The organism is Nocardia sp. CC213A, from assembly GCF_030766805.1.
Taxonomy (GTDB): Bacteria; Actinomycetota; Actinomycetes; order Mycobacteriales; family Mycobacteriaceae; genus Nocardia; species Nocardia otitidiscaviarum.
This window is the reverse complement of the sequence record NZ_JASFXA010000002.1, coordinates 215,892-234,406: the sequence shown is the minus strand read 5'-3', so window position 1 is coordinate 234,406 and position 18,515 is coordinate 215,892. Positions and strand designations below refer to the sequence as shown.

Here is an 18,515-nt window from a genome sequence, read left to right as displayed (position 1 = left end):
CCCCCGGCCGTCCCTGTCGGACGGCATGCACCACCCATGATGAGGAACAACAGATGAGTATTCGTCGAGCAGCCCTGACCACGGCCCTCCTGGCAGCGAGCGTCGTCACCGGCACCGCGACCGCGACGGCCGCACCGGAGACCGCCGCCGAACCGGTCTCCTTCCGCGCGAACCTGACCGGCGACACCGTGGTCACCACCCTCGAGCACGGGACCTTCACCCTGGCCGCGGATACGGGGGCGGTCACGATCAGCGATACCGCCGGACGCCCGCTCCAGGTGGTCCCGCTGTCGTTCACCCTCGACGGGCAACGGCTGCCGCTGCGGCAGCAGATCAGCGCCGACGGCCGCACCCTCCGGCTCACACCGGAGCTCGACGGCCTGAACCGAACGGCGCTGCGACCGGTGGCCTCACCGCTGGAAAACCAGCTCGCCATGAACGATCTCATCAATGCCGTCAGCCTGGGCACCTCGGTCGGCAGCCTGATCGGCACCGCGATCGGCGCGGTCGCGGGCGTCGGCGTGGGCATCGCGCTGGCCGGTGCGTCGTGCCTGGTGTTGAGCCTGGGCTGTGTGGTGGCGGTGCTGCCCATCGTCAGCATGGTCGCCGCGGCCGGTGGTCTCGCCGGTCTCATCCTCGGCGGCGGCCCCACCGCGGCGGCAGCGGCCTTCGACTACTGGACCACACTCAACGCGGCTCCGGGCGAGAGCCGGTACGCCCCGCACCTGCCGGGCGTCCAGGCACCCGCGAACTGAGTGGACGGAGACCGATGATGCGCATTCGCACAACAGCTTTCGCCGCGATCGTGACCGCCGGGGCAATGGGCGCGGCGGCCACACCCGCCGCCGCCGACCCACCGACGGCGCACTACAGCTCCGTCGTCGCCGACGGCTCCGTCACCACCACCCTGGAGGGCGCGACGTTCGCGCTCACCGCGGACGGGCGGACGGTGCTCGCCCACGACCCGACGGGACACGAGGTCCTGCGCCTGCCACTGGCGTTCGAACTCGACGGTGCGGTGCACCCGATCCGGCACCGCATCGACGATGCGGGACGCACGCTGGTGCTCACCCCGGACCTCGAACCGCGCCCGGTCGCCTCACCCATGGAAAACCAACTGGCACTGGGCGAATGGGCCGGGAACATGACCAAGGGCGCACTGGTCGGCACCCTCGGCGGATTCGTGCTGGGCGCGCTGGTGGGCGCCGCACTCGGCCTCGGCTCATGCCTGGTGGTCGGTCCGGGCTGCCTGGCGACCACACCGGCGGCGATCATGGCCTTCGCCGCCGGTGGCGGCCTGCTCGGCACCCTGGCGGTGGGCGGCGTGGCCCTGGCCGACGGCCTGTGGAAATACATCACCACCCTGCAGGCCGCACCGGGTGAGAGCGCGTACGCCGACGACGACGGCCTACTCGACCCCAACGGCACCGGCGTCCCCGACGCCAACCTGCGCCTGCCGCCGCTGCCGTTCAAGGCGTTGATGAGCGGTTCCGCGGGGCGCTGACAGGGGCCGGGGAACAGACCGGGCCGCCGCTCAGCGCACGCGCGTTGGCGATGGTGCATCTGGCCATGCACGACGGGTACATCGGCGCACTGGGTGCGGGCGCGAAATATTGCCCGTACCTGCCGGATTCGGCACCGGCCCCACCGGGCGCGGCCGCGGACGCGGCGGTGGCCGGAGCGGCGCATCGAACGCTGACATCCTTGTACCCGAGCCAGACACGAGCGTTCGACGAGGCGCTGGACTACCCGGGGCTCAGCGGTCCCGGCGTCGACGAGGGGTTGAAGTACGGCCGCCTGATCGCCGAACGAATTCTCGACGACCGCTCGGACGATCCCGGGGGTCGGCATTCGGGAGCACGACCCGCCGCTTCTACGGCATACCCGCCGACGACCAGAATGCCGACACCCTCACCGAGGGCCTCACTTTCATCTCCGACGAACTGAACGGCGTGACCACGGACAACACCGGCGCGGTCCGCCCCCGCCACGCCCGCACCTTCCCCGACGGCCTCCTCCAGATACGCCTGCTCGCTGCGGCCGTTCAGCAACCGGGTGCGCAGGCGTTCGTAGCGGGCCAGTTTCGCCGTCGCCCACGCCAATTTCTCCTCCAGGGCGGTCCGTACACCAAGGCATCCTCGTTCTCCATGCCCTGGACCTTCACCAGCAACTCGTCCCGGATGGCGGTGGGCTTGACGGGCTCGGCGATGAACGCGCGCAAGGCGGCGCGGCCCGCGGGAGTGATCGAGTGCAGGCGCTTGTTCGGCCGCCGCTCCTGCTGCACCGATGTGGACATGGTCACCCGAGTGGTCGCCTCCAGCCTCGGCCGGCTGCGCCGCCACGAACCCGAGTACGCCGCCATCGTGGAGCTGACTCGGTCGCCGCTCTCGGTGGCCGAGATCGCCGCCCGGCTGCACCTGCCGATCACCGCGACCAAGCTCCTGGTCGGAGATCTCATCGGTGACGGCGTCCTCGACATCCGCGCTCCCGCCGTCGGCCCGGGTTCCGCCGACGACCTCACTGTGCTCCGTGCGGTCCTGAAAGGGATTCAGGCCCTGTAACAGTCGGCGGCAGCTATCTCGGCGGCTGGGACCAGCCGAAGGTGAGTTCCACCGCGCGCTTCCAATTGCCGTACTCGGCCTTCACGTGTTCGGGATCCGCCTGCGGCTGCCATTCGGCCGCGCGATGCCAGTTGCGGCGCAGCACCTCGAGGTCGGCCCAGTAGCCGACGGCCAGCCCGGCGGCGTAGGCGACGCCCAGGGAGACGGTCTCGATGACCATGGGGCGCTTGACCGGAACGTCGAGGACATCGGCCACGAACTGCATGAGCAGGTGGTCGGTGGTCATGCCGCCGTCCACCTTGAGCGCGGTCGCCTGGAGCCCGGAGTCGGCGTTCATGGCGTCGACGACCTCGCGGGTCTGCCACGCGGTGGCCTCGAGCACGGCCCGGGCCAGGTGCCCCTTGGTGACATAGGAGGTGAGCCCGACGATGATGCCGCGGGCCTCGCTGCGCCAGTGCGGCGCGAACAGGCCGGAGAAGGCGGGCACGATGTAGCAGCCGCCGTTGTCGTCGACGGTGCGGGCGAGCGTCTCGATTTCCGGTGCGCTGGAAATCAATCCGAGCCCGTCGCGGAACCACTGGACCAGTGACCCGGTGACGGCGATGGAGCCTTCCAGCGCGTACATGGCCGGCGCGTCGCCGATGCGGTAGCCGACGGTGGTGAGTAGTCCATGAGTGGACCGGACCGGCGACCGGCCGGTGTTCATGAGCAGGAAACCGCCGGTGCCATAGGTGCATTTGGTGTCCCCGCGGGAGAAACAGGTCTGCCCGAACAGCGCCGCCTGCTGATCGCCGAGCGCGGCGGCGATGGTAATGCCGGGCACCACGCGGCGCGTGACGCCGTAGACCTCGCTGGAGGAGCGGATCTCCGGCAGCATGGCCGGGGGAATATCGAAGAAGGACAACAACTCCCGGTCCCACTCCAGGGTCTCGAGATTCATCAGCAGGGTCCGGCTGGCATTGGTGACGTCGGTGAGGTGGATGCCGCCGTCGACGCCGCCGGTCAGATTCCAGATCAGCCAGGTCTCCATGGTGCCGAACAGGACATCGCCGCGTTCGGCGCGGGCCCGCAATCCGGGGACGGAGTCGAGCAGCCAGCGCAGCTTGGGCGCGGAGAAGTAGGTGCCCAGCGGCAGCCCGCTCAGCTCGGGCACGCGGTGGGCGTCGGGCCGATCGCTCAGCGATCGCACCAGATCCGCGGTGCGGACGTCCTGCCACACGATGGCCTTGCCCACCGGATGCCCGGTGTAGCGGTCCCAGACGACGCTGGTCTCGCGCTGATTGGTAATGCCGAGCGCGACAATCTGCTCGCGGGCGATGCTCGCATCGCGCAGGGCGCGGGGAATGATGCGATCGACATTGCGCCAGATCTCCATCGCGTCCTGTTCGGCCCAGCCTGGCTTGGGAAAGTAGTGCTGGTGTTCGCGCTGCGCCACCGAAACCAGCCGACCGGCTGGGTCGAACACTATGCAGCGGGTCGAGGTCGTTCCCTGATCGATGGCCATCACATAGCGCTGCGTCATTGGGCGCGCCTTTCTGCGGGTAGAGCGAATCGGGGCCCTCGCGCCCCGGGATTACTTGTTCTCGACCAGATCTCGCGACACCGCGCGGGCGGCGTGACGCACGTAGCCGAGCAGTGCCGGGTCCGGTCCCCGGCCGGTCGGGAAGATCCGTTCGGCGGCGCCGGAGATGCCGATCGCACCGACCACCAGGCCGCCGTGCGAGCGGATCGAGGCGGCGATGCTCGCCTCGCCGGGCTCGAGCTCGCCGTACTCGCCGGCCCACGCGTTGTCCCTGACATCCGCCAGCGATTTGGCGAGCAGCGCCGGTTGGATCACGGTGCGGCGGGTGAGCGACTCGAGCTTCCCGGCGCGGATGCGGGCCGCCAGATCACTGTCGTAGGCGAGCAGGATCTTGCCGAGCGCGGTGGCGTGCAGCGGCAGCAGCGCGCCCACATCGAGGGTCTGCGGGGTGTCGTCCGGCCGGAAGACATGGTGCGCCACGAGAACACGGTCCTGGGATGCCACACCGATCCGGACGGCCTCACCGCTGCGCGCGGCGAGAGCGTCGGCCCAGTTGATCGCCCGGGAACGCAGTTCATTGGCGTCCAGGTGACCGGCGCCCAAGTACCGCAGTGCCGTACCGAGCCGGTACTTCCCGCCGCCGCGATCCTGTTCGACGAAGCCGATGGCCTGCAGCGTCCGCAGGATGCCGTGCGCGGTCCCCTTGGCGAGCTCGAGCGAGCTGGCGATATCACCAACACCCAGACCGCCTGAACTGCGGGCGAGCAATTGCAGCATCGCGCCCGCACGCTCGATCGATTGCACCGGGCCCGGCATAGCGGACAACGTATTCCATCGAACGCGGTCCGACAATGTCGAACGCCGAACCGCCGTTGACCCACGGTCGGCGCCCCATCATGACCTGCGCCTTCTTCAATGTGATCTAGATCATAGCGCCTTTCGGCAGCGTAACGCGCAGATTAGGCGGAATCGAGCGTTCGGCATTGTCGAACCGACCGGATTGAATGTGTGCCACGTCACCGTAGAGTTCTGCGCACTTTCGGGGTCCGGGCAACGTGGTCCGGGACCACCCCACGGACGATTGGAGCAATCGTGGGTCTCGCAGAGGTTTTCGTCAGCGAGGTGTTCGGCACGGGAGTGCTGATACTGCTCGGCGGCGGAGTCGTGGCCAATGTCCTGCTGGCGAAGTCCAAGGGCGCCGACGGCGGCTGGCTGCTGATCAATTTCGGATGGGGATTCGCCGTGATGGCGGGCGTCTACGTCGCCTTCAAGTCCGGCGCGCACCTCAATCCCGCGGTGACACTGGGGATTCTGAGCAGCGGGGCCCAGGAGTACGCCCCGGGCGTCGCCATCTCGTTCGGATCGACGGTGGCCTATGTGGCCGGGCAGCTCCTCGGCGCGTTCCTCGGCGCCTGTCTGGTATTCGTGGCGTACAAGCAGCATTTCGACGCCGAGACCGACGAGGGCAAGAAGCTGGCCGTCTTCTCGACCGGCCCGGCCATCCGCAGCTACAGCTGGAATCTCGCCACCGAAGCGATCGGCACCTTCATCCTGGTGCTGGTGGTCCTCTCGTTCGGGAAGACGCCCTCCGGTCTCGGCCCACTCGCGGTCGCGCTGCTGGTGGTCGGTATCGGCGCCTCGCTCGGCGGCCCGACGGGCTACGCCATCAACCCGGCCCGCGACCTCGGCCCGCGCATCGCGCACGCGGTACTGCCGCTGCGGCGCACCGCCCCGGAACCGGTCCACGCGCACTCCGCGAGCCTGGGCGCGGCCGCCCGACCGGCGCCCGAACCCGCGGCCGGATCCAGTGACTGGGCCTACTCCTGGGTCCCGGTCGTCGGCCCGCTGATCGGCGGCGTGCTGGCCGGGCTCGTCTCGCAGCTCATCTTCTGATCGAATCACGCGCAGCACCAAACAGTTTCGCCGAAGGAGAAATCCCCATGTCACGATACGTCGCAGCGATCGACCAGGGCACCACCTCGACCCGCGCCATGATCTTCGACCACGCAGGCACGGTCATCGCCGTCGACCAGCGCGAGCACAGCCAGATCTTCCCGCGCGCGGGCTGGGTGGAACACGATCCGGCCGAGGTCTGGGAGAACACCCGCGCGGTGGTCGCGGGCGCACTGGCCAAGGGTGATCTCACCGCCGCCGATATCGCCGCGGTCGGCATCACCAACCAGCGCGAGACCACCGTGGTCTGGGATCGCGCCACCGGGGAACCGGTCTACAACGCGATCGTGTGGCAGGATACCCGCACCGACCGCATCGCCGAGGAGCTGGGCCAGCTCGGTGGCGGACAGGAACGGTACCGGGAAAAGACCGGATTGCCGCTGGCGACGTACTTCTCCGGACCGAAGATCAAGTGGATTCTGGACAATGTCGACGGCGCCCGGGAGCGCGCGGAGGCGGGCGAACTGGCCTTCGGCAATATGGACACCTGGATCCTGTGGAATATGACCGGCGGCACGGACGGCGGCGTGCACGCCACCGATCCGACCAATGCCTCGCGCACGCTGCTGATGGATCTGGAGACGCTGCAATGGGATTCGGAGATCGCGGCGGAGATGGGCGTGCCGTTGTCACTGCTCCCCGAAATCCGTTCGTCCTCCGAGGTGTACGGCACGGTGCGCGCCCGCGGCGCGCTGGCCGGCGTGCCCATCGCCGGCATTCTCGGCGACCAGCAGGCCGCCACCTTCGGCCAGGCCTGCCTGACGCCCGGCGAAGCCAAGAACACCTACGGCACCGGTAATTTCGTGCTGCTCAATACCGGGAACGACAAGGTGCTCTCCAACAACGGCCTGCTGACCACGGTCTGCTACCAGCTCGGCGACGCCAAGCCGGTGTACGCGCTGGAGGGGGCCATCGCGGTGACCGGTTCGCTGGTGCAGTGGCTGCGCGACAACCTCGGCATGATCGGTTCGGCGGCCGAGATCGAGGAGCACGCGCGGACCGTCGAGGACAATGGCGGCGCGTACTTCGTGCCCGCCTTCTCCGGCCTGTTCGCGCCCTACTGGCGCTCCGATGCCCGCGGCGCGATCGTCGGGCTGACGCGCTTCGTCAGCAAGGGCCATCTCGCGCGGGCTGTCCTGGAGGCCACCGCCTTCCAGACCCGCGAGGTCATCGACGCCATGAACGCCGACTCCGGTGTCGCGCTCACCTCGCTCAAGGTGGACGGCGGCATGGTCGTCAACGAACTGCTCATGCAGTTCCAGGCCGACATCCTGGGAGTCGAGGTCATTCGCCCGGTCGTCGCGGAGACCACCGCGCTCGGCGCGGCCTACGCCGCCGGTCTCGCCGTCGGATTCTGGGAGAGCGAGGACGCCATCCGGACGAACTGGGCCGAGGACAAGCGCTGGCACCCCGCCCTGGACGAGACCCGCCGGGAAGCCGAGTACCGCAACTGGAAGAAAGCTGTCACCAAGACCTTCGATTGGGTCGAGGACTGACCTTCCGCCCCTGAATCCACCCGGCTACCAAGGAGAAACTGCAACGCCCGCCCCACGTCTCGGCCCGGACTATCGCACGTCCGCGTTGCGGAAGCTCGCCGACGCCGCCCGGCTGGCCGCCGGAAAGCCGTCCCCGGCCTGAGCAACGGACGAGGATGCGTCCGGCACATACGAAAACGGCCCGGAACCTACTGGTTCCGGGCCGTTTTCCCTAGTAGCGGGGACAGGATTTGAACCTGCGACCTCTGGGTTATGAGCCCAGCGAGCTACCGAGCTGCTCCACCCCGCGTCGGTGGGTACTACGCTACCCAGTACTTGGGGGTAGTACCTAATCCGCTGGCGGGAGGGGGTTTTGCGGTGGTGAAGGTGGGGTCGGCGGCTGTCGCCGAGTAGGGCCGGGGCGGCGCGCCAGGCGCGGGCCAGGCCGAATTCGGCGACGCCGCGGATCAGGTCGCGGAAGGTCGCGTCGGTGGCGCCGTCGGTTCGGGCCAGTTCCGCGCGCAGGCGCAGGGCATCGAGGGTGCGTTGAGGCAGAACGCGGCCGAAAGTGCTCATCGGGCGGGACTTCTTGCCGACCGGATAGCGGACGCGGGGCCTGCGGGCGGTCACCGCGTGCAGGATGGCCTGGGCGACCACGTCCGGGCTGGAACCGGCCCGCTCCTCACGCAGCGAGGCGGCGCGGCCGCGTCCGTCGAATGACCGATCGCCTCCCCGCCGCGCGAGCTGCCGTCCCACCTCGCGACCCTGACCGAGGACATCGACGCGTCGGAGACCACCGTGTTCCGCGCGGTCCTGCGCCCGCCGGGTGAAGGCGACGAGCTGCTCGCAGCCCGGGGCATCCGACCGGCGCGCTTCGACGTCGTCGTGCTGATCCGCACCGAATCCGTCGACGCCGCACTGGCGGTGCGGGACAGCCCCGCCTATCGGAAGCTGGCCGAGACGCTGGGCACGCAGGCCCGCCGCACCCACGAGATCGTGGCGCGCAACGCCGGCCGACTCGGCGACGTGGACCACGGCCGAGACGACCGCTTCCTGGTCAATTACTTCTACGCCGACGACCGCGAAACCCTGCTACAGGTGTGGCAGTACACCGCCGGTTGGTTCCAGGCGAAGACCGCGCTGCCCAACTCGGCGCTGATGCAGCCGCTGGAGCACGAGCCGGCCGACTACGGACTGATCAACCATGCCAGCTGGCCGCACTGGCGGACCTTCCTGCCCAGCCTGATCTTCCGGCCGACCTTCCGCAGTTTTCGTGCTGGCCAGTTTCAAGCCAATGGCATTGCCGCGCAACCGATCATCTACCGCAAGGTGTGACGTCCTCAGCTCAGCTCCGGGAACCTGCTCAACTCGGCGCGCGAGGAGACCCCCAACTTGGGAAACGCCTTGTACAGGTGGGAAGCGACGGTGCGGGGCGGGCGAGCCGATCGCGGGAGCGCGCCAGATCACCCACCCGGACCGCGGCCTCGACGTAATCCGGCCAGGAGTACCGCCACCCGCCCGTACCGCATCACTCTCCAAAACAGTTGGCCGCCAAGTGGATAACGGAATGTATCACCGGTCGTCGCGGCGTGCCGGACGGTGCGCGGCTCGGCGGCGGGTCAGCGGGTGGCGGGCGTGAGTTCGCGGACCACGTTCGCGCTCAGGAAGTCCGGCGCCTTGATCACGTACCGGAGCATGAAGCGAATGAAGGCGGGCATGTCGGCGGCCGTGGGATCGCGGTAGACGTGCGGATTGTCGACCTCGTAGGTGCGCCGCCGCGTCTCGAGCTGGAAGTGTCCGGCCGCGAGCACATTTCGCACCCAATCGGATTCGGGACCGTAGGTCAGCGCGATCACGAAGCCACCGTCGCGGAGGAACGCCCACAGCGGAGTGCGGAAGACCTTGCCGGATTTGCGTCCGCGATGCACCACCACCGCCCATCCGGGCGCCCACGGCGCGATGAACTTGGTGATGCGATTGAGCCCGGCCTTGTTGACGCGAGCAACCCAGCGTGGAGCAGGCATCTCAGAAACTCCTCACTTGTGGAATTATACGCCCCAGACTACCGCCGCCACACGCCAGAAGTCAACGCTTGTAGAATTCCTGACACCATGCCACCGATCGGACGCAGACCAGGAAAAACCGATACCCGCGAGGTGCTGCTGGCCACGGCCCGCCGCCGCTTCGCCGCCACCGGCTACGAACGGACCAGCGTGCGTGAGATCGCGGCCGAGGCGGGCGTCGACCCGGGCCTGATCCGTCATTATTTCGGCAGCAAGGCCGAACTCTTCCGCGCCACCATGGGCTGGCCCTTCGAGCCCGCTGACATCGCCGCCCGCATTACCGACGGCGACCCGGAACAACTCGGCGAACGCCTGACCCGCGTCTTCTTCGAGATCTGGGACGAGCCCGACACCCGGGCTCCACTGTTGGCCATCCTGCGCGGAGCCGCCACCCACGACGAGTCCGCGACACTCGTCCGCCAGTTCATCCAGGGTCGCGTCTACTCCGAAATCGCCTCCGCCCTACCGTTTCCCGACGCGGAACTGCGCATCGACCTGGCCATGGCGCACCTCGTGGGCGTCGCCTACCTCCGCTACATCCTGCGGGTGGAACCGGTGGCCTCCGAACCCCGCGACAGCCTCGTCGCCCGCATCGCACCCGCAGTCTCGCTGCACCTCGGCGACGACCCGAGTACCGACACTCCCGCCTGAGGGCGACGGCCGCCGACCAGCGGTCCGAGACGCACCCGCTCGACTTCCCCGGAGTGGAAAGCTTCGTCCAACTCCTGTGACACACTCAATAACGTACCGCCGCTTAGCGGCACGATATTTAGGGAAGTTATCTCGGGTTGTCGCCGCCGAAGACGGCGACCCGTGACACACGTCGTGCCACCGCCGTGACGAATACGCGCCGTCGGGTATCTGCCTCGGGTACCCGGAGACGCGCTGAAAGGGTCTTGATGTCTGCGAACACAATAGGTTTCGCGTTACTCCTCATCGGAGTGATGATGTTGGTTTCCAAGGTCATCCGTGTGAAATGGCGATTGGCGCAGAAGCTGTTCATTCCGAGTTCGATCATCGGCGGTGTGCTCGCGCTGCTGATCGGCCCCGATGTGCTCGGTCGGATCGCTTCGGCGGTCGGATTCGACGGGTTCGCCGACGCGGGCCTGTTCACCACGGAGATCCTCGACGTCTGGAGCAGCCTGCCGGGGCTGCTCATCTCACTGGTATTCGCCGGGCTGTTCATGGGACACCGCCTGCCGTCGCCGAAGGAGGCCCTGAACATCGCCGGGCCGCAGATCTCCTTCGGTATGACCATCGCCAGCGGCCAGTACGTCGTCGGCCTGCTGTTGGCGATACTCGTGCTGGTCCCGCTGTTCGATGTGCCGGTCTGGACCGGCGCGCTGATCGAGATCGGCTTCGAGGGTGGACACGGCACCGCCGCCGGAATGGCGGACACCTTCGCCGAATTCGGATTCGCGGAGGCGCAGGACCTCGCCCTCGGTCTGGCCACCGTCGGCATCCTGTCCGGTGTCATCGTGGGTATCGCCCTGATCAATTGGGGTGTGCGCCGCAACAAGACCCAGATCCTCCGCAGTGACGCCTCGCCCTCGGTGGCCGAGCAGGCCGGGCTCGTGGAGAAGGAGCGCCGTCGCGCCGCGGGCACCCTGACGGTGCAGCCGTCGTCCATCGAAACGCTCACCCTGCACTTCGGCCTGCTGGCGCTGGGCGTGCTGATCGGCTGGCTGCTGCTCACCGGCATCCAGTGGGTCGAATCGAAGCTGTGGGCCGACAGCTTCGAGCTGTTCGCCTATGTCCCGCTGTTCCCGATCGCCATGGTCGGCGGCATCATCGTCCAGCTGGCCATCCAGGCCTTCGACCGCGACGAAATCGTCGATCAGCAGCTGATCGAACGGTTGCAGGGCTTCTCGCTCGACGTCCTGGTGATCGCGGCCCTGGGAACGCTGTCGCTGTCGGCCATCGCGTCGAATATCGGGCCGTTCCTGCTGCTGGCCGGTGCGGGTCTGGCCTGGACGGTGGGCGCCTTCATCTTCCTGGCGCCGCGAATGCTGCCGAACTTCTGGTTCGAACGCGGCATCGCCGACACCGGCCAGGCGCTGGGCGTCACCTCCACCGGGCTCATCCTGCTCCGCGTGGTCGACCCCAACCTGGAGACACCCGCCTACTCCGCCTTCGGTTACAAGCAGCTCCTGCTGGAACCGTTCTTCGGCGGCGGTCTGGTCACGGCCGGGGTCATTCCGATCATCGCCAACTTCGGCGTCGGCTGGGTGCTCGGCTCGATGCTGGTGCTGCTCGTGGCATCGCTGACGGTCGGCATGCTGTACTTCGGGCGGCAGCGAACGCCCGCGCCGCCGGTGGCCAAGGATCAGGTCACGACCGGCTGATTCGGTACACGACAGGGCGCTGAGACGGATTACCCGCTCAGCGCCCTCGTCGTATGCCCGGTGCTCACCTCGTATGCGCGGTGCCGAGGTATCGCACTCGGCGGGGCGGCCGGCTAGCGGTGGGGTGCGCGTAGGACTTTGCGCCCGAGCAGGCTGCAGACCTCGAGCGCCACGGCGATATCGAGTTTGCTGTGCGGTGTGCCGCCGTCCTGGATCATGTCCAGCGCCTTGGTGATTCGATACTTGACCGTGTTGCGGTGCAGGATCATCCGCTGCGCGGTGTGCAGATGGCTTTCCCCGGTCGCGTAGTAGGTGCGCAGCGTGTCCCGGAGGGGTGCGGCCTGTTCGGTATCGTTGGCGAGTTCCCCGAGCACCTCCCGTACCCAGGCCCGGGTCGCGTCCAGGTTCTGAGCCAGCAGCGACACCACCGCCACGCCCGGATCACCGAAGCTCATGGACCGGCGACTGGGCGGCGCGTCCGGGACGGTGGCCACGAAATAGGTGGCCTCGGCCTGCTGATGGGAGCGCCGGAATCCGCACAGCCCCCGACCGGGCAACCCGGCGGCCAGCCGGATCCCGGTCGGCAGCCCACCCGCCGCCACCGACTCGGGGATATCGACAGCCGGGCGATGATCCCCGAACGGCAGCCATGCCCACACCAAGCGCCGGTCGACCGCGGTCACCAATGGCGGCCCATCGGTCTGGAGGTCACGCGCGAGCGCCCGTGCGCCCGCACCGAGCACATTCAGAACGGTCGACTCGTCACCGCCTGTGTACCAGAGGAACACCGCCACGTGGGTTCGGTCCAGACGGTAACCCGTGGCGTCCTCGAAAGCGGCCTGGTCGGGAGTCGTCGTGGACAGCAGCACCTGAACCGTAGAGGAATTCACGGTGCCGCGGGCATTTATCCACCGAATGCGTTCGGCCTCATAGGTTTCGAAAACGTACGAGGTGATCCAGTCGGCGTAGGCGTAGATTCTGTCGTTGAGCAGCTTGACCACGGCCAGCGCCAATTCGACCGGCAGCTTCCGGCGCTCCACCTCTTCATGGAGCGTGCGCATGATCGAATTCTGTCCCATATGGTACGAACGCACCAGAAGGTTGGACGGGATCTCCCGCTGCGCCGCCCGGCGCGCGGACTCGACCGCGGCCACCGGTGGTTGCATATGCTCGAGCGGAATGTTGTTGGCCAAGATCTCGATCATGGTCGAAACATTCGAATGGATTGCGGCGACCCGCATTTTCTCCATTCGCGGATCGGCCCGCGTGAAGTCGTTCTCGTTGAGTATTCGGATGGTCATCTCCTCGACCAACTCCGATTCCCGCGCCCGCAACGCCGTCCCGATCTCCTCGATCACACTGGCTACCAGAGCCGGTGACGGCTCGGACGATACGGCGGCTCGATGTTCGGGTGGGAGCGCGGAAACAGTCATCGAGCTGGACCTCTCAACAAGATCGTGCGCGGAACGCGGCCGCTACGGCACCCGAGCCCCGAACGTCGCGAATCCCGAGCACACCGACACTCCCGTCGGCGGTGCCCAGTTCGGCGATGTGCGGGCCGAGACCAGACTGAGCCGCGATCCCAGCACCATCGCCGCAACGAAATTCATTCCGATCACATCGGCTCGGGCCAACGGCAGCGAGATCCTGCAGTGGTCGGATCCGGTGAGACCCAGGCACCGGATTGTATCGGCCGCCACCTCCCGTAGCCACCCGTGGGAAAACACGCCGCAATCCGGCCCGGCACCGGATCCGAAACACACCAGAGCGGAATCCTCGCTCTTCGGGTCCGGCGGCGCGACCCATCCGACGGGCACCGGACGCGCCAGGACCTCGATCGCCAAGCGCGGAACCCCGGCGATCCGATGTGAAGGACCGGGCACCGGGCGATCATCCAGCACCACCACGGCGTCGGCGGCGACGATCTGTTCTTCGATCAGCGGCTCGTCGCCGTCCGGGTCCAGCGGTGCCGCGATCGCACCCAACCGCCACACGGCCATGAGAGCCACCAGCAACTCCAGCCGATTGGGCAGCACGATCGCTACCGTGGCGCCACGCCGAACGCCCGTAACCGCCAACTGGGCGGCCGCGGAATCGACACGCTCGGCGAATTCGCGATATCCCCAGCGGAGACGATGGTCTTCGAGACTGGGCGCGCCGGGGCCGAATTCGGCCCGATGCCAGACAAAATGATCGACAGCTACAGACACGACCCTCACCCGTTCCGTACTCGACATGTCGAACGCTAACGGCTGACCGCAGCCCGGGGAACGTACCCGGACGCCATAGTCGGCGGGGCGCGTTGTGCACACAGCACAATCGACCGGTAGCGCCGCGCCCGCGCGCTGTGTGGAGGCCGGTCCGCGCGCACGAGGCGGAATGCGGAGCCGGACAGGCCCGATCGAACTACGCCAATCGAATGCCGCGCTGCGCCAGCCAGGACTTCGGATCCACGGCCGAACCGTTCTGCCGCACCTCGAAATGCAGGTGCGGACCGGTGGACCGGCCCTCATTGCCCATCCGGGCGATCTGCTGCCCGGCGCTGACCTGCTGCCCGGGCTGTACGGAGTAGCTGTCGACGTGCCCGTAGATCGTCTCGGTGCCGTCCGCGTGCCGGATCTTCACCCATTGGCCGAATCCGCTGGCCGGTCCGGCGGCTACCACCACTCCGTCGGCCGCGGCGAGAATCGGCGTGCCGATCGCGTTGGCGATATCGACACCGTCATGGTGTTTGCCCCAGCGCGGACCGTATCCGGAGGTGAAGGTGCCCTGGGCGGGGAGCACGAAGCGACCGCTGCCCGCGCCGCCGCCGACACCGGTGTGGGTGGACGGATTCTGTCCGGCGAGGTTGTAGAGGTACTGGTTGGTGAGTTGGTTGATGTGCGCGGCGGTCTGGGCGGAATTGGCTTGCCCGGTGCCGACGATCTGATGGGCGTACTGGAGGGCGCGGGTGAGGATCTGGTGGGCTTTGCGCTGTCCCGCCGGCGTGTAGGTGTCGGGCCCGAGAGTCGCCAACGCGACATTGGTTTCGCGGATGAGGTGCAGGAGTTGGTCGCGGTCGACGGTGTTGGCACCGGCGAGATTGGTGACGTAGTTGGCGAGCCGGTTGTCGAGGTTGGTGAACGCGGTGGCGGCGTGCTTCTGGAACAGGGCGGCGGCGGTGTGCCCGCTGGCTGTCGCACCGGCGCCGCCGGTCTTGCCGGTGGCCGAGTCGAGGCCGGTGGCGGATGCGGCGGCGGCTTCGCGCGCGCCGTAGAGAGCGGCCAGTACCTTCAGGATTCGCAGGGCCCGCTCGGCCTGCGGTGACAATCCGACGGTGACGGGTTCGTCGTCGGCGCCGGTGACCGTGGTGTCGGATATCCCGGTGCCGGTGCCGGAGTCGGTCGTGTGCGGGCTGGCCGCGCTCGCGGTGGGGGATTGCGGTGTGGACAGGGCCTGTGACAGGGCGGGTAGCAGCTGCGCCAACGCGTCCTCGATACCGGACCGATCGGCATCGGCCGCATCGCTGTCGGCATCGCTATCGGCCTCGCTGTCGCGGTCGAGCCCCGGGCTCGACCGCTCGCGGGGCACGCCGAGCCCCTCGGGGAGCGGCGTCCCGGCTACCGACACCGCGGTATCCGGTCCGGTCACCGCGGCCACGGGGACGATCGCACCGGGCTGCGCCACAACCGCGTTCGGGAGCGACGCCGGACCAGCCACCGGCGTCACCGCCGACGGTGCTGCGGCCGAAGTGCCCGGGCTCGGCCCGGACGTCGACGCGGGCGCGGTGGGTGCCGAGGCGGGCGCGGTGGTTCCTCCGGGATGATTTCGCCTGGGCGTCCACGGTGTCGCCGATATCTGTCCCGCACCGTCGTCCTCGTCGAACCCCACCGACAGTGCGGAGTCCGGCTCATCCGCGGTCTCGTCGACGAGCTCGGCACCGGCCCCCGGTTCGGCCACGGTCATCACTCCCCCGCCCCGTCCGACGCCACCGCCCACACGGCCATCCGATGCCTCCTCGACCCGCTCGGGGAACCGTCCGACAACCATCCTGACCACCCGCGCCGCCACACGAACCGCCACCACTGGGAATACCAGGCCGACCTGGCCGGAGCGGGTTCGCATGACAGGGCCGAACCTCTGCCCTACCGACCGAGATCGCGGTCGAGTCCTGTTCGCACGAAGGCGTTTTCGCTACCCCGTGAATCCGAACCGATGGATACGGGGGAATTCCGACAGCCGTCGCGGCGCGGCGCGGTCGCGGCCTGCGGCCGCCTTCAGTAGTCCCACGGACCCGGTCCCTCATCGGGGTGTCCGTGGCCGAGGACCGAAATCCGGTGTGCCGTGTGGTCGGCCAATGCGCGATTCCGCCCGGTGGGCGCGTCGTAGTACCGCGCGACCGCCGCGCTGTGCGCCTCGGCCGCCTCGGTACCGATGACATGCCGGGTCGCGGCACCGACCGATCGCCACCGGTCCGCCGGGATGACGGTGCGCAGCGCCCCCGGGGTGTCCCAGTGTCGGCGTACGAGATCGACGAATGCCGAGTCGACCTCCGCGTCGATTCGCGGCCCCGGCGCATCCCGGGCGAGCTTGCGCGCCGCGACCTGGGCCCGCGCGGCGAAGGCCAGATGCTCACGCAGGTCCCGCTCCGGTCCGACCGGATGGTTGTGCACCGATTCCCAGGCGGCCAGGGCCTGTCGCACCCGGTTCGGCAGATAGGTGTTCTGCGACATCGACGCGTTCTGCACGGCGATGGCGCGGTCCGCGTGCAACGCGTCGTCCGGACGGACTCCGATGGTGGCGAGCGCGCCGTTGAGTTCCGCCTTGGGGATTCCGGAATCCATGAGCGAGTCGATGACCTCGGCGACGGCCAGCGGCGTGTCCACACCGCCGTGCTTCTCGGCGCGATAGCGCGCCGCGCGCTCCCAGGAGTCGCGGTTCGCCTTCGCCCATCGCTGCCGGTGCAACGACAGCGAGCTGTACTCCGCGAAGTCGAGCGCCGTGCTCCGACGTCTGCGCGCGTAGGGCGACAACGGATTCCGTGTCTTGCCCAACAGCCACGCGGTGGCGGGTGATTTGTTGACCGTGGACACGGCGGCCAGCCCGACGAGCAGCCCCGCTCCCGATGACAGCGAGTTCGCCGCGCGCACCGTGCCCATGCCGAGAGCCACCGGGTCGGACGATCCCGCACCGGCCGGGGCGCCGCCCTGCGCCGTCAGCGCGACCCGATTCGCTATCCACGCGGCGCCGCGATCCAGGCCCCGCTTCAATCTCCGCAGTTGCCAGATCGCCACGATCTCGACGACCCCGCCGATGGTGAGGACGGCCAGCACCTGGTCCCCGGCCAGTCGGAACAGATTCCCGAGAAACAGCACGTAGACGCCGAGGAAAACGGTGTAGACGACCATGCGCGCGGCGGCCATTCCGATATCGACGATATTGCGAACGAGGAAGGTCTGCGTCGGCCCGTAGACGAATCCTCCGGCCGCGAAGCCGAAGATCGCCATGAACCCCTGATACACCGCGTCCAGCGCGGACCGGATGATCTGCAAGCCCAGATAGGCCGCGAACGCCAGGAGCGACGAGCCGAAGACGAGCAGCGACAATCCGGTACCCAGCTGGGCCGCTCCGGGATTCTCGATGGCCGCGTGCGCGGTGGTATCCCCGCAGTCCCGGAGCCCGTCGGCGACTTCGGACATCTCACCGGACCGGATTCCGGCGGACCAGGCCGCTCGGCAGCTGTAGCGCTCGTCCACGACGTGCCCGAAGTTCCACACCTGCACCGGCCGCCGCGCGAAGTTGTCCGCCAGGTCGCCCTGCACCGCCGCCACCAGCCCGCTCGGTTGCGGGTTGCCGTCGCCGTTGAGCCCCGCCGCCACCGACAGCCCGATATCGCGCCCGTGTACCAGCAGTCCGTCGGAGGACAGCACAGCCGCGAGCGGTTCGGCGAGAAAGAGCGGGCCGAGCACGGCGACGGCGAGCATGGCGACCGTCTGCGCGGTGGCCCTGGCTCGATACCCGCGCACGAGCAGCCAAGCCACCACGACCGCCCCGACCGTGGCGGCGGTGAGCAGCACGATCGGAGTCGCCAGCTGTGCGGCCACACCATCCGCGACACCGATCAGTGCGTCGGCGAAAAGATCGAGCCACCGAAAACTGAGGACATATCCGATAAGCCAGATCGCCGTGGTGACGATCACCATGTAACCGGCGAATTCCAGCGTGATCAACAGGGCCCACATCCCGCCACCGGGATTGAGCAACGATCCGTGATCGGTGGCGAAATGGTACTCCGACAGCGGCACACCGGAAGTGTCCCGGATATCCATCCAGCCGAGTCCGCTGTTCACCCAGGCGCTCGGTCTCGCAGTGCCCGGTTGTGCGGTCGCGACAGTACCCAACGCGCCCGGGACCAGCACCAACAAGACGAAGCAGGATGTTATCCATGCTGCGCGACGCCGCGATGGCTTTTCCCGAACCCATCGCCGAATGTCCGGCGCAATGTACACGCGGATAACGTACCGACGGACAGCGATCGATTACAGGATCGCCCCTTCGTCGATCAGACGAACAATCAGTGAATTCGCAGCAAGGAATTCAACCGTTATTCACGGTTC

The 18,515-nt window shown here is 68.2% G+C and carries 15 protein-coding genes, 1 tRNA gene and 2 pseudogenes; 9 read left to right on the top strand and 9 right to left on the bottom strand.

Annotated features, from left to right (window positions below; translation table 11 throughout):
- Window positions 1-53 precede the first annotated feature (53 nt).
- Genes QJS31_RS04520 through QJS31_RS37315 form a run of 4 tightly spaced genes read left to right on the top strand, consistent with a single transcriptional unit; the run spans window position 54 to window position 2,561 of the window.
- The gene (locus QJS31_RS04520) at window positions 54-755 is read left to right on the top strand and encodes a hypothetical protein (protein ID WP_282776844.1); all 702 of its coding nucleotides are present in this window, start codon (window positions 54-56) and stop codon (window positions 753-755) included.
- Window positions 756-769: 14 nt separating this feature from the next.
- Window positions 770-1,504, top strand: a complete 735-nt coding sequence (locus QJS31_RS04515; RefSeq protein WP_306355986.1) for a hypothetical protein — start codon at window positions 770-772, stop codon at window positions 1,502-1,504.
- Complete coding sequence (locus QJS31_RS04510; protein WP_306356122.1) at window positions 1,501-1,947, top strand: hypothetical protein; 447 nt, start codon at window positions 1,501-1,503, stop codon at window positions 1,945-1,947. Before QJS31_RS04515 ends, QJS31_RS04510 begins: the two co-directional genes overlap by 4 nt.
- 5 nt (window positions 1,948-1,952) lie before the next feature.
- A complete protein-coding gene (locus QJS31_RS37315) occupies window positions 1,953-2,561 on the top strand; it encodes a DUF742 domain-containing protein (protein ID WP_372341495.1) in 609 nt (202 codons plus the stop codon).
- Between the two features lie 13 nt (window positions 2,562-2,574).
- Here QJS31_RS37315 and glpK (QJS31_RS04495) read toward each other — a convergent pair whose 3' ends face one another.
- Entirely contained in the window at window positions 2,575-4,083 is a 1,509-nt protein-coding gene (glpK, locus tag QJS31_RS04495) for a glycerol kinase GlpK (protein WP_306355984.1), read from the bottom strand.
- Between the two features lie 51 nt (window positions 4,084-4,134).
- On the bottom strand, window positions 4,135-4,899 hold the full coding sequence (locus QJS31_RS04490) for an IclR family transcriptional regulator (RefSeq protein WP_306355983.1): 765 nt from the start codon (window positions 4,897-4,899) through the stop codon (window positions 4,135-4,137).
- A 276-nt stretch (window positions 4,900-5,175) separates the two neighbouring features.
- Between QJS31_RS04490 and QJS31_RS04485 the strand changes: the two genes are divergently transcribed.
- Both QJS31_RS04485 and glpK (QJS31_RS04480) read left to right on the top strand, forming a co-directional pair.
- Window positions 5,176-5,976: an MIP/aquaporin family protein gene (locus tag QJS31_RS04485; RefSeq protein ID WP_306355982.1), complete on the top strand. Its 801-nt coding sequence runs from the start codon at window positions 5,176-5,178 to the stop codon at window positions 5,974-5,976.
- A 47-nt stretch (window positions 5,977-6,023) separates the two neighbouring features.
- A complete protein-coding gene (gene glpK / locus QJS31_RS04480; protein WP_306355981.1) occupies window positions 6,024-7,532 on the top strand; it encodes a glycerol kinase GlpK in 1,509 nt (502 codons plus the stop codon).
- A 215-nt stretch (window positions 7,533-7,747) separates the two neighbouring features.
- On the opposite strand, the gene QJS31_RS04475 is transcribed toward glpK (QJS31_RS04480), so the two are convergent.
- Window positions 7,748-7,821 (bottom strand) — tRNA-Met (locus QJS31_RS04475).
- A gap of 488 nt (window positions 7,822-8,309) precedes the next feature.
- On the opposite strand from QJS31_RS04475, the gene QJS31_RS04470 reads away from it, so the two are divergent.
- The gene (locus QJS31_RS04470; RefSeq protein WP_306355980.1) at window positions 8,310-8,846 is read left to right on the top strand and encodes a hypothetical protein; all 537 of its coding nucleotides are present in this window, start codon (window positions 8,310-8,312) and stop codon (window positions 8,844-8,846) included.
- Between the two features lie 284 nt (window positions 8,847-9,130).
- On the opposite strand, the gene QJS31_RS04465 is transcribed toward QJS31_RS04470, so the two are convergent.
- Window positions 9,131-9,535: a nitroreductase family deazaflavin-dependent oxidoreductase gene (locus tag QJS31_RS04465; protein WP_306355979.1), complete on the bottom strand. Its 405-nt coding sequence runs from the start codon at window positions 9,533-9,535 to the stop codon at window positions 9,131-9,133.
- An 87-nt stretch (window positions 9,536-9,622) separates the two neighbouring features.
- On the opposite strand from QJS31_RS04465, the gene QJS31_RS04460 reads away from it, so the two are divergent.
- Window positions 9,623-10,225, top strand: coding sequence for a TetR/AcrR family transcriptional regulator (locus tag QJS31_RS04460; protein ID WP_282776823.1), 603 nt, complete (start codon window positions 9,623-9,625; stop codon window positions 10,223-10,225).
- 320 nt (window positions 10,226-10,545) lie between these two features.
- Window positions 10,546-11,919 (top strand): sodium/glutamate symporter, encoded by a 1,374-nt coding sequence (locus QJS31_RS04455; RefSeq protein ID WP_282776822.1) that lies wholly within the window; start codon window positions 10,546-10,548, stop codon window positions 11,917-11,919.
- Between the two features lie 113 nt (window positions 11,920-12,032).
- Here the strand turns inward: QJS31_RS04455 and QJS31_RS04450 are convergent, their stop codons facing one another.
- From QJS31_RS04450 to QJS31_RS04435, 5 genes and pseudogenes are all read right to left on the bottom strand, one after another.
- Window positions 12,033-13,277 (bottom strand): CdaR family transcriptional regulator, encoded by a 1,245-nt coding sequence (locus tag QJS31_RS04450; RefSeq protein WP_306355978.1) that lies wholly within the window; start codon window positions 13,275-13,277, stop codon window positions 12,033-12,035.
- 117 nt (window positions 13,278-13,394) lie between these two features.
- Window positions 13,395-14,156, bottom strand: a complete 762-nt coding sequence (locus QJS31_RS04445; protein ID WP_306355977.1) for a class I adenylate-forming enzyme family protein — start codon at window positions 14,154-14,156, stop codon at window positions 13,395-13,397.
- A 169-nt stretch (window positions 14,157-14,325) separates the two neighbouring features.
- Window positions 14,326-14,706, bottom strand: a pseudogene (locus tag QJS31_RS37310) (M23 family metallopeptidase); the annotation flags it as partial.
- 72 nt (window positions 14,707-14,778) lie between these two features.
- A pseudogene (locus QJS31_RS04440) lies at window positions 14,779-15,864 on the bottom strand (DUF4226 domain-containing protein); the annotation flags it as partial.
- Between the two features lie 311 nt (window positions 15,865-16,175).
- The gene (locus tag QJS31_RS04435; RefSeq protein ID WP_306355976.1) at window positions 16,176-18,407 is read right to left on the bottom strand and encodes a hypothetical protein; all 2,232 of its coding nucleotides are present in this window, start codon (window positions 18,405-18,407) and stop codon (window positions 16,176-16,178) included.
- Window positions 18,408-18,515 lie beyond the last annotated feature (108 nt).

Bases quoted from the DNA above. Each gene is read 5' to 3' on its own strand.
- QJS31_RS04520 (WP_282776844.1), top strand. From the start codon at position 54: ATGAGTATTCGTCGAGCAGCCCTGACCACGGCCCTCCTGGCAGCGAGC.
- QJS31_RS04515 (WP_306355986.1), top strand. From the start codon at position 770: ATGATGCGCATTCGCACAACAGCTTTCGCCGCGATCGTGACCGCCGGG.
- glpK (WP_306355984.1), bottom strand. From the start codon at position 4,083: ATGACGCAGCGCTATGTGATGGCCATCGATCAGGGAACGACCTCGACC.
- QJS31_RS04490 (WP_306355983.1), bottom strand. From the start codon at position 4,899: ATGCCGGGCCCGGTGCAATCGATCGAGCGTGCGGGCGCGATGCTGCAA.
- glpK (WP_306355981.1), top strand. From the start codon at position 6,024: ATGTCACGATACGTCGCAGCGATCGACCAGGGCACCACCTCGACCCGC.
- QJS31_RS04465 (WP_306355979.1), bottom strand. From the start codon at position 9,535: ATGCCTGCTCCACGCTGGGTTGCTCGCGTCAACAAGGCCGGGCTCAAT.
- QJS31_RS04460 (WP_282776823.1), top strand. From the start codon at position 9,623: ATGCCACCGATCGGACGCAGACCAGGAAAAACCGATACCCGCGAGGTG.
- QJS31_RS04445 (WP_306355977.1), bottom strand. From the start codon at position 14,156: ATGTCGAGTACGGAACGGGTGAGGGTCGTGTCTGTAGCTGTCGATCAT.